Here is an 11,413-nt window from a genome sequence, read left to right as displayed (position 1 = left end):
TGCCTTCTTACATACAACCAACGTATTGATAGCCCAGTCTTACCTTTAACCATGTCGAATAATCGTCTCGATAAGTTCTATCTGACACTGAAAGACAATTAAATAATCTCAGATATATTGCTCATAAAAAACACCACCTAATGATTAGGTGGTGTTTTTCGTACGCTATCTGCAAAAAAACCTGACAATTATAAACGATTAACCTGCTTGGTCAATGAGCATATTACGTAAATGACCAATTGCTTTGGTTGGGTTCAAGCCTTTTGGACATACTGATACACAGTTCATGATACCGCGGCAACGGAATAGGCTAAATGGATCATCTAAGCGCGCCAAACGTGCTTGCGTATCACCATCACGGCTATCAGCCACGAAGCGATAAGCATGCAGTAGTGCTGATGGACCTAAGAATTTATCAGGGTTCCACCAGAACGATGGGCAGCTGGTTGAACAGCATGCACATAGAATACATTCGTACAAACCGTTTAGCTTTTCCCGTTGTTCAGGTGACTGCAAACGCTCTGTCGGCGGTGCTGGCTGGTCATTGATCAAGTACGGATGTACTTTCTCATATTGCTCATAGAATTGGTTCATATCAACAACCAAATCGCGAACAACAGGTAGACCTGGTAATGGACGAACCGTGACTTTTTCTGGCAGAGTGTTCATGTTAATGAGACACGCTAGACCATTTTTGCCATTGATGTTCATGCCATCAGAGCCACAAATACCTTCACGGCAAGAGCGACGGAAGGTCAGTGTTTCGTCTTCCTTTTTCAGGCGTAATAACACGTCAAGCAACATACGATCTGAGTCTAACAACTCAATTATATACGTTTGCATGCGCGGCGCTGCGTCCAGATCAGGATCGTAGCGATAGATTTCGATGGTGCGAGTACCTCGGCTCATAATGCTAAACTCCACACGTAGGTGATGGCGGGCATACAAAGGTTGCAGCATATCAGCGCTATTGATTAGCCCATATTGACAGTAATTATCAAATATCAACTAATCATATTGTCACGCTGGCATGAGCATGTAGCTGGCGGTCACCTTTTAATAAATGAATAAAAAATAAAACGTTTACGCTGTTCGTATCGCTAAATTGCGCAGTCTAAAATTAGTAGACGCGAACTTTCGGTTCGATATAATCAACCGTTAGTGGTACTTTACGGACTGGCTTATAAATGATGCGATTGCCTTCAGAATACCATAAGGTATGCTTCATCCACTCGTGGTCATTACGGCCATTTGGTGCGTAATCATCATCTTCTGGACGGTCATAGTCAGACACACTATGAGCACCACGGCTTTCGTGACGCATTGCCGCTGATACCATCGTCGCTTTGGCCACTTCATACAAGTTAGCCACTTCGAATGCTTCAATGCGCGCTGTGTTAAATACTTGTGATTTATCGGCCAAATGGATTTTCTCAATCTTGTCACCAAGCGCTAAAATCTTCTCAACGCCTTCGTCCATCATCGCTTGCGTACGGAACACACTCGCATGCGCTTGCATGGTTGCACGAATCTCGTCAGCCACGTCTTGGGCATTGTAGCCTTCAGTCGACTGTTGTAGCTTGTCTAAACGACCCACCGTATAATCTAGCACGCGTGGATCTAGAGGCTTATAGTTATGATCGGCATGATGGAATTCATCAACGATATGCTTACCAGCAGCACGACCAAATACCAATAGATCAAGCAGTGAATTCGTACCTAAACGGTTGGCACCGTGAACACTGACACAAGCACATTCACCGATAGCATAAAGACCCTTGACCACGTTGCCTTTTGCATATAGACCGTCTTCATCCGTACCTGCTTCTAGATCAGGCTTAATGACTTGACCATGAATAGTGGTTGGAATACCGCCCATCATATAGTGAATAGTTGGAATAACGGGAATTGGCTCTTTGGTGATATCGACGTTAGCGAAGTTTTTACCAATCTCAAATACCGATGGCAAACGCTTCATGATGGTTTCTACACCCAAATGGGTCATATCCATTACGATATGGTCAGCGTTTGGACCACAGCCGCGACCTTCTTTGATCTCTTGATCCATAGAACGAGAAACCAAATCACGTGGTGCCAAGTCTTTCACGGTTGGCGCATAGCGCTCCATAAAGGCTTCGCCATCTTTATTACGTAAGATAGCGCCTTCACCGCGGCAACCTTCAGTTAACAGTACGCCTGCACCGTGGACACCTGTTGGGTGGAACTGCCAAAACTCCATGTCTTGTAATGGAATACCAGCACGAACGGCCATGCCAATACCGTCACCAGTATTGATATAAGCGTTAGTAGAAGCAGCAAAGATACGACCTGCACCACCTGTCGCTAAGACAGTAATTGGTGATTGGAATACGGCAACCGTACCTGTTTCTTGCTCAAGCGCGATAACACCGTTGATATTACCCGCTTCGTCTTTAATCAAATCAAGCGCAATCCACTCGATAAAGAACTCAGTGCCTTGCTGCAAATTCTTCTGATACAACGTATGTAATAGCGCGTGACCCGTACGGTCAGCTGCAGCACACGCACGTTGTACGGCTTTTTCGCCATAGTTCGACGTATGACCACCGAATGGGCGCTGATAAATCGTGCCGTCTTCGTTACGGTCAAACGGCATGCCCATGTGCTCAAGCTCATAGACTACTTTAGGCGCTTCACGGCACATGTATTCAATCGCGTCTTGGTCACCTAACCAATCTGACCCTTTAACAGTGTCATAAAAGTGGAAATGCCAGTTATCGTTGCTCATGTTGCCTAAACTTGCGCCGATACCGCCCTGAGCCGCAACCGTGTGCGAACGGGTTGGGAATACTTTGGTCAAAACGGCAACTTTCATGCCTGCTTCTGCCAAATGTAGTGAAGCACGCATACCTGAGCCGCCGCCACCAACGATGACTGCATCATAGTTTAGCGTCTTAATATTACTAATGGTATTATCTTGTCTAGTTGCCATTACGGTTTTCCTAATGCCTATTAATGCTTAGAAGTAAATAAAAAGGCTGTCTCAAAATCATCCTATTGCTGGACAAAACACTTTATTGTCTTGACATTATTTGCAATTATCAAAGTGGATGACGCTCACAACCTTTAACCACCTAATTTGCATATCTATCGTTATATTGGGTTCGCTCACTGACTAAACCATAGCGCACCTATTATATAAGTGACTGACTAAGTCAATGATGTCCAACGCTATGATTGGCTATGACTATTTTTGGCTACTAACGGATGACTTTGACATTTGCTAGTCGCGTCCGTTATTGTTTATAGATAGTAGAGGTGATAACTCATTGGTTAAACAGCAACCACACCAAAACCAGTACCCCAAAAAATCATGATGCCCCAAAATAGAAACACTAAAATAGCGATAATCATCAATGACTGTAGCACTAAGCGTAGACCTGCTGCGCTTGAGCCCAATTTTCCAGTAGTGATATAGTCTGTAAACACGGTCCACATACCAACCCAAGCATGCCCAGCTAGGGCAAGTACCGCCACCAAGCTAAATAGGCGCATAGGCAAACTGGTCATGAATGATGACCATTCAAGATAAGTAACCTCGCCGTGCGTCAAAAAGAAGCCCAGCAATACCACACTATAAACGGCTAAAACGACAGCGCTAATACGCTGGATAATCCAATCGCGTGAGCCTGAACCTGTCAGACCAGTCGCACTTTTGATTCCTGAATCATTTTTTATCATTAGAACATCACCCATACAAATGACGCGACAATTAGAATTGCTGCAATCACAAAACTAACCATAGACGCAGTGCGGCCAGATTTTAGCTCTTCGTTCATGCCCATATCAGCGAATAAGTGCTTAATACCCATCACAAAGTGATAAGCAATCGCGGCAACAAATATCCATGCTAAGAAGCGCACAAGTACGTTGTCAAATACGGTCTCAAAGCTCTCAGCCGAAGCCAATGAGTTCTGTAGTAACCACAGCATGACAGGAATCAATAAAAATAAAATAATGCCAGAGATACGATGCAAGATAGAGGCGATCGCAATCGGTGAGCGATTAACGCTAATCACTTGGCTTAAAGGCAGATCAATAGGTCGGTTGCTTTTCACAGCGGGCATCCTTTTTGCGGTTATACTCCTGTATCTGCTATCAACGCTTGATATCACTGATGTCGATTAAGCATTGAGCAACACACGAGACGAATAAAGTAAGGAAGAGCTAGCTGACTTCGTTTAGTTTGCGCTAAATATGAAGAAAGGATCGTGGGGTACAAGGTATTGATAAACTGTTTAATATCGCTCGTCAAATCGACAGGTCTATAAAACAACCCGTCTATTATACAACAAAGAAAATAAACATGAGTAAGATCGATTAACTAGTCTATTTTTACTGGTCATATCAATAGAAACAACGCTACTCCGTCATCGATATCAATACAGCCCTTTTACTAATGACTTAAAAATAGAACAGTTAACAAAAGCATTCAAACCCTGGATTACAGATATTGTCTATCAAAACGCTAGTGCGTCGTTGCTCTTGTGCTACTCAGCCATAACCGAGTATGAATAGAAAAACGACACTACATCATGACCACTTATCAATTCGCACAAAGCGAGTGCCAGTTAAGTTCCTACAATTATAAAATGACTGGGCGATAATTACAAATTTATCCCCTAAGTAGTAAAAGGCAAACGCTGGGTTAACAAATAAATAGACAGCGGTCATACGTATTTGCCAACATTGCTCAATTTTGAGGGAATTTACGCCAAACTCAATTCGTCTACTACGCATACTCTGTCTGTTTTTAACCCGAATATTAATCAAACCTGCTACATTATTATCGTAAAATTCTTTAAAAATTATGCGGATAATGTAGCTGTACTTACTGTCATAAAAACAAGCTTTCTAAGCAAAATAACCAATCAGACATATTTTGATACAAAAATTACAGTGAATAAACACGACTAAACCGTACCAATTGGTGCTATTGATGGTAAAAGTCTTTTCAAATCATAAGTAATTACTGCTAATATACCCTGCGTATTAAATGAGTTAAATGCATTTTTATGATTTGACTAACGATAGACCGAGGGTGTGTGTCTGTCGTAATTTTATTCTAACAAGCTAAAACCAATGGAGAGCAATTTATGGCTGACACTAATGCCAAACTAACCGTCAATGGTAAAGAATACGAGTTTCCTATTATCGAAGGTACTTTAGGGCGTCCAGTTCTAGATATTGCTGCTCTACAAGAATCAGGATTTTGGTCTTATGACCCTGGTTTTAAAGTAACCGCTCCTGTTGAATCAAAGATTACTTATATTGATGGCGGTAAAGGTGAGCTACTACACCGCGGCTACCCTATCGATCAATTGGCAAACAATGCTGAATATCTAGAAGTGGCTTATGCCTTGATTCATGGCGACTTGCCGAACGCTGAGCAAAAAGCAGATTTCTTTGAAAAAATCCGTAAGCATACGGGTGTTCATGATCAGTTGCGCAAGTTCTTTGAAGGCTTCCGCCGTGACGCACATCCAATGGCCATTATGGTTGGTGTCGTTGGTGCTTTATCCGCGTTTTATCATGAAGCATTAGACGTCAGTAACGAAGAGCATCGTGAAATCACGGCTATCCGTCTAATCGCTAAAATGCCAACGCTTGCTGCGATGAGTTATAAATACTCGCAAGGCGAACCGTTCATGTACCCACGCAATGACTTTAGCTATGCTGAAAACTTCTTATACATGATGTTTGCCACGCCTGCTGATGTTGATTACCAAACCAATGACGTCATCACTCGCGCCATGGACAAAATCTTTACTTTGCATGCTGACCACGAGCAAAACGCGTCAACGTCTACGGTACGTCTAGCTGGTTCTACTGGCGCAAACCCTTATGCGTGTATCGCTGCTGGTATCGCCGCCCTTTGGGGACCATCACATGGCGGCGCGAACGAAGCTGTGCTTGAGATGTTAGATGAGATCGGTTCAGTTGAAAATGTGCCTGAATTCATGGAAAAAGTGAAGAGCCGTGAAGTGAAACTGATGGGCTTTGGTCATCGCGTTTATAAAAACTTTGATCCACGCGCACAAGTAATGAAAGAAACTTGTGACGAAGTATTAGGCGCATTGGGCATCAATGATCCTAAGCTTGAGCTTGCCATGGCACTTGAGAAAATCGCTTTAGAAGACCCGTTCTTCGTTGAGCGTAACTTGTATCCAAACGTTGATTTTTACTCGGGCATTATCCTTAAAGCCATCGGTATCCCAACGTCAATGTTTACCGTTATCTTCTCATTGGCTCGTACTTCTGGTTGGATCAGCCATTGGTTAGAGATGCACAGCACACCGTTCAAAATCGGTCGTCCACGTCAGTTATACACGGGTGAAACGCATCGCGACTTCGTTAAAGTTGAAGACCGTAAATAGTCACTTATATTTTAGTTTTTAGAACCATAAAAAATCCCGCCATCGTGCGGGATTTTTTATGGTTCTTGTTTTATAGTTCTTACTGTCTCATTTGATACGGTTAGCCACATTACATTTTATAGAAACCCTATCCGTTACTGAATGAATAACTGGTTGAGTGACAGAATTACGGCTACTGGAATTCTTTTAGTGTCTGCTCATACTTGGCAATTTGCTCATCATAACCTTTAATGGTGTCATTAAACTTAGTCATAAGCGTCTCAAATTCTTTTTGTTGATTCAGTTTCATCTGCTGCATATCAATCACTTGCTGAGCTTCTATCTGCTCCCAAACCTGATGCTGAATAATTAAACGCGCTAATGCTGGGCTCTTGGCACTGAGCCTACCGGCAATTTCTGCATGCTCAAATAACTGCGGAGCCAATGTCGCGATATTGATTAACGTATCAACATCTTCTGCGCTAAGAGGTGTCGTCACAGGCTGATAAAGCGCTTCCATCGCTTGCTGGTAGCTTTCGATGATTTGATCTTCTGTTAGCATGACAGGCTTACGCGGCTCAAGGCTAATGCGCTTTAACACCGTTAAATCACGCTCGCCAACTTCCGTACTGGTATTGATATCAGCCTCAGCGGGGATATCCACTTCATCATCTGTGGTGTCAGCAGATGGTGTGTTGCTATCAGCTGAATCGCTGTTATTCTTCATCACGTTATTAGTATTAGTATCGCTAGCAGCAGTATCATCATTCAGCAGCAATGAATCCTCACTATCTGAGCTATCAGCGGCTTGTAAGGATTCATACTCTGCTTGTAAACGACGCTGTAGCCTTTGTGCTTGCGCGACATATATGGGCTGAAACTGCTTTATACGGGCAGCAGCAGAATCACTTGGGCGCATAGGTTGACTGTCTTCAGTGCTCGTTTTTTCAACGCTCTGACTGTCTTTTGGCGCAGGTTGAGTCTCTGCTTGCTGCTGACAACCACTTAACAGCAATACGCCGCTGAGTGTTGCCGCAAGCAAGGTTGACGAGTGCTGTAAAAGGGTGTTGTTTTGATTGATAGAATTATCAACCACACCTTTACTCATTTTATAATTGGGCTTTTTTGGCAAAAATTTAAACATAAGGGTACGTGTCCTTGTTAAGGCAAAATAATAAAAACCAAAGTCGTCATGGCAATCCATTGCCAATGGATATCACTTCATATTGTCGTCAGACTTCACGATTAAAAATGGAATACAAGTTTCTAATGCTTGACAGTCTTGTCCACGCTGACGACGAATAAAATAATCCTGAACCATACGCGCCTGCTGTTCGATACCGTAGTTAAAGAAGGATTTGCCTGTCTTGAGCACATAATCATAACGGCGATCAATAAGTGCACCGCGCACCACTTTTAAGCCTTGCTGTAATTGCCATACATGGGTCAATTCATGTATCAACCAACTTTTTTTACTCAATGAAGCATCGCTAAAATCTATTATCCAATCTGCTCGGTTAAAATAAATATTGCCATTAGGACTAACGGCATAATGTTTCAACACCCACCAAGCAGTCTTGAGCTGAACCTCATCGAGATTGATACTGTCGCCAAATACTGACCGCGCCAGCGCTATCTCACCTGTAGTAAGCAAACGTGATTGCTGCTTGGCACTGCGATATAAATACCGAGCAAACATACGCTGCAATATCGGCGGAGACATCATGACGGTAATACCTTATGCCTAATGAATGGATGATCACAAATGATAGGTCGTAAATCGGGCGTGATATCTGCGATCTATCAATGCTGTTGAACCGTTAATAGGGATAAAAGCATAAAAATCAAAGTATTTGGGACATAAGCTGTACACTTGATTGACTTTTATTAACGTAAATCTGCGTTAGCCTATCTTGTATGACACATACCAAGACACATACCAAGACACATACCAAGACACATACCAAGACACATACCAAGACACATACCAAATAGCATCTTTATAAATTAGCCTACTTTTACTACTCATGTCTAATATTCATTAGTGCGAAAATCATGCCAAACAGACAGATATGGTCTTTTTCCATAGCAATGATGAATGTAATCTAGGATGTAGTCATTTAGATGCAACAATAAAAACCCATTAATCACTGTCGTTATGAACTAATTGATAGCTGTTTAAATTGATAATAGAGATTTCTATGCCGCCTAATTTTCATGCCGATACACCCCTTGCTCAGCGTATGCGCCCAACGACACTTGATGCAATCATTGGTCAGGAACATCTACTAGCGGCAGGTGCGCCCTTGCGGCGTTTGGTCGAACAAGGGCATCTGCCATCGATTATTTTGCATGGTGAAGCTGGCATCGGCAAAACGACTATTGCCATGCTGCTGGCTGATGCTGTTGGCAGACCTTTTCATGCCTTGTCTGCCTTGAATACTGGGGTCAAACAGCTGCGAGAAGTGTTAGACAATAAGAACTCATTGGCATTTGAATCGCCAGTGGTGTTTATCGATGAGATACACCGCTTTAACAAGGCTCAGCAGGATGCCTTACTGGGCGCGGTCGAATCTGGTGATATTACCTTGATTGGTGCGACAACTGAAAACCCGTCCTTTAGCATCAATAATGCGCTGCTATCACGTTGCCAAGTGTATCGTTTAGAGCCACTGACGCCTGAACAAATCAGTGCGGTATTGCAAAGGGCAATTTCAGAAGATTCAGTGCTGAAAAATTTGACGGTTGATTTACAAGCACAGGACACTATCAGCCAACTGGCGCATGGCGATGCTAGAAAGGCGCTGAATTTATTAGAGCTGGCTATTCAAACGGCGGACACTAAGCAATCACCCCTCGTCATTAACGATGAATTGGTCGCTCGTGTCGCCCAAACAGCTCTAGTTCGCTATGACAAAGATGGCGAGCAGCATTACGATATTATCTCGGCGATGATAAAGTCCGTACGTGGCTCAGACCCTGATGCTGCGCTTTATTGGATGGCGCGGATGTTAGTTGGCGGTGAGCCTGCTGATTTTATCGCGCGGCGTTTGGTCATCTTGGCCAGTGAAGATATTGGTAATGCCAACCCTAATGCTTTACTGCTTGCCGATGCAGCATTACGTAGTGTGCAATCAATTGGTATGCCAGAAGCGCGTATTATCTTGGGACAAGTAGTGGTTTATCTGGCGACCAGTGCCAAAAGTAACAGCACTTATAAAGCCATCAATGCTGCCATGACGTTGGCAGAAAAAGATGCCTCTCCTGTGCCGCTACACCTACGTAATGGCGTAACCAAACTGATGCGCAATCAAGGCTATGGTCAAGGTTACGCCTATCCACACGATTATCCCAATCACTATTATCCGCAAAGCTATTTGCCAGACAATTTAGTTGGTAGCAGCTTTTATGAATTTGCCGACAACCAACGCGAGCAACATAGCAAACAGTTTATGGATTGGCTAAAAAGCCAAGCAGCCAGTAATGACTGATGGCTCACATGGTCAATTAGCCCTTTGCTTAATACACCATTGAATACGTGAATCGGCTTTACCATTAATAATACTTATCACTATATTTGACAGACTGGTCCATATAGTTTCGAGATGAAGCAGCACAGTGGGCTGAAAAGCGTTAAAATGTCCTCATATTGATATATAAGCAATGATTAGATAATGTCTACGGTGGATCAATTTGATCCAATGCACTTTGCCTAACCGCAACAGCGCTCTGTAGCATCTACTGCTACAATAGACAGACAATGCTTTATATTCCACATCACACCTATCTATAAATAATAAAATATTGAGACTTACTATGAGTTTAAATACGATTCCTGAGATTATCGAAGACATTCGTGCTGGCAAGATGGTCATCTTAATGGATGATGAAGACCGTGAAAATGAAGGTGATATCATTATGGCAGCGACCCATGTGCGCCCTGAAGATATTAACTTTATGATTACTCATGCACGTGGTTTGGTCTGCTTGACCTTGTCACAAGCACGCTGCCAACAGTTGGCGTTGCCGCTGATGTCTGATCGTAACGAAGCAAAATTTAGCACCAACTTTACGGTTTCTATCGAAGCCGCTGAAGGCGTTACAACGGGTATCTCTGCTGCTGATCGCGCTCGTACAATTCAAGCAGCGGTTTCTTCTTCGGCAAAACCTGAAGACATCGTCCAGCCTGGACATATCTTCCCAATCATGGCTCAAAATGGTGGCGTCTTGCACCGCGCTGGGCATACCGAAGCTGGTTGTGATTTAGCACGCCTAGCAGGGCTTGAGCCCGCAGCAGTGATTGTCGAAATCATCAATGCCGATGGTACGATGGCTCGCCGTGATGATCTAGAGATATTTGCCGAAGAGCATGGCATCAAAATGGGTACAATTGCTGACCTCATCAACTACCGCATCGCGAACGAGCAAACGGTAGAAGAAATTGAGTCGCGTCCTTTTGAAACGGAATACGGCACCTTTACGCTACATCGCTTCCGCGAATTTGGCGCTGATGAAACGCATTTGGCTTTGGTAAAAGGCGATGTGAGCGAAGGCGTCAGCACTGTCCGTGTCCATGGCTTTCATCCACTACGCGACTTGTTTGCTGCCAAAAATGATATGACGGGTCGTAGCGGCTGGAGCGTACGCTCAGCGCTGGAGGAAATAAGCAACTCAGATCGCGGCGTATTAGTTTGGATTGGTAGCAACCAGCCAATAGATTTAGGAGAGGCGTTAGACAAAGCGGCAGACAATGAATCGCAATCGACCATTACTCAGCAGCCGTATCGCAGCATTGGTGTTGGTGCACAGATTTTGCGTCATTTAGGCGTTCGTGATATGCGTTTATTATCATCACCCATGAAGTTTTACGCATTATCAGGCTTTGACTTGAACGTCATCGATTTCGTACATGCGCCAAAGCAAGATTAATGTTTGATTGACTGATTGACTGATTGACTGATTGACTGGCTGATTAGATAGCAGTCAAATAGCAAAAGGGCACGCTAACGTTACGTTAG

9 protein-coding genes are annotated in these 11,413 nt (G+C 43.5%); 3 read left to right on the top strand and 6 right to left on the bottom strand.

The features are described 5' to 3' along the window. Window positions 1-198: 198 nt before the first annotated feature. From JMW85_RS01260 to sdhC, 4 genes are all read right to left on the bottom strand, one after another. On the bottom strand, window positions 199-909 hold the full coding sequence (locus JMW85_RS01260) for a succinate dehydrogenase iron-sulfur subunit (protein WP_201580700.1): 711 nt from the start codon (window positions 907-909) through the stop codon (window positions 199-201). 211 nt (window positions 910-1,120) lie between these two features. After that, window positions 1,121-2,971, bottom strand: coding sequence for a succinate dehydrogenase flavoprotein subunit (gene sdhA / locus JMW85_RS01255; RefSeq protein WP_055123666.1), 1,851 nt, complete (start codon window positions 2,969-2,971; stop codon window positions 1,121-1,123). A 341-nt stretch (window positions 2,972-3,312) separates the two neighbouring features. After that, entirely contained in the window at window positions 3,313-3,717 is a 405-nt protein-coding gene (gene sdhD / locus JMW85_RS01250; RefSeq protein WP_227678233.1) for a succinate dehydrogenase, hydrophobic membrane anchor protein, read from the bottom strand. Window positions 3,718-3,719: 2 nt separating this feature from the next. Continuing rightward, window positions 3,720-4,106, bottom strand: coding sequence for a succinate dehydrogenase, cytochrome b556 subunit (gene sdhC / locus JMW85_RS01245; protein WP_083475612.1), 387 nt, complete (start codon window positions 4,104-4,106; stop codon window positions 3,720-3,722). A gap of 1,029 nt (window positions 4,107-5,135) precedes the next feature. Between sdhC and gltA the strand changes: the two genes are divergently transcribed. Continuing rightward, window positions 5,136-6,416 carry a citrate synthase gene (gltA, locus tag JMW85_RS01240; RefSeq protein ID WP_055123667.1) on the top strand — a complete coding sequence of 427 codons (1,281 nt, stop codon included), beginning with the start codon at window positions 5,136-5,138 and terminating at the stop codon, window positions 6,414-6,416. A 172-nt stretch (window positions 6,417-6,588) separates the two neighbouring features. On the opposite strand, the gene JMW85_RS01235 is transcribed toward gltA, so the two are convergent. Together JMW85_RS01235 and JMW85_RS01230 are read right to left on the bottom strand one after the other, a co-directional pair. After that, window positions 6,589-7,539 (bottom strand): hypothetical protein, encoded by a 951-nt coding sequence (locus JMW85_RS01235; protein ID WP_201580698.1) that lies wholly within the window; start codon window positions 7,537-7,539, stop codon window positions 6,589-6,591. 72 nt (window positions 7,540-7,611) lie between these two features. Next, the gene (locus tag JMW85_RS01230; protein ID WP_201581217.1) at window positions 7,612-8,094 is read right to left on the bottom strand and encodes a type IV secretion protein Rhs; all 483 of its coding nucleotides are present in this window, start codon (window positions 8,092-8,094) and stop codon (window positions 7,612-7,614) included. 502 nt (window positions 8,095-8,596) lie between these two features. On the opposite strand from JMW85_RS01230, the gene JMW85_RS01225 reads away from it, so the two are divergent. Both JMW85_RS01225 and ribBA read left to right on the top strand, forming a co-directional pair. Further along, a complete protein-coding gene (locus JMW85_RS01225) occupies window positions 8,597-9,886 on the top strand; it encodes a replication-associated recombination protein A (RefSeq protein WP_201580697.1) in 1,290 nt (429 codons plus the stop codon). A 325-nt stretch (window positions 9,887-10,211) separates the two neighbouring features. Continuing rightward, window positions 10,212-11,324, top strand: a complete 1,113-nt coding sequence (gene ribBA, locus JMW85_RS01220; protein WP_055123670.1) for a bifunctional 3,4-dihydroxy-2-butanone-4-phosphate synthase/GTP cyclohydrolase II — start codon at window positions 10,212-10,214, stop codon at window positions 11,322-11,324. Window positions 11,325-11,413: the final 89 nt, after the last annotated feature.

It is taken from the genome of Psychrobacter glacincola (genome assembly GCF_904846075.1).
GTDB classification, from domain to species: Bacteria; Pseudomonadota; Gammaproteobacteria; order Pseudomonadales; family Moraxellaceae; genus Psychrobacter; species Psychrobacter glacincola_C.
Note: the sequence above shows the minus strand (reverse complement) of the source record. Positions and strands in the feature narration are given on the sequence as shown.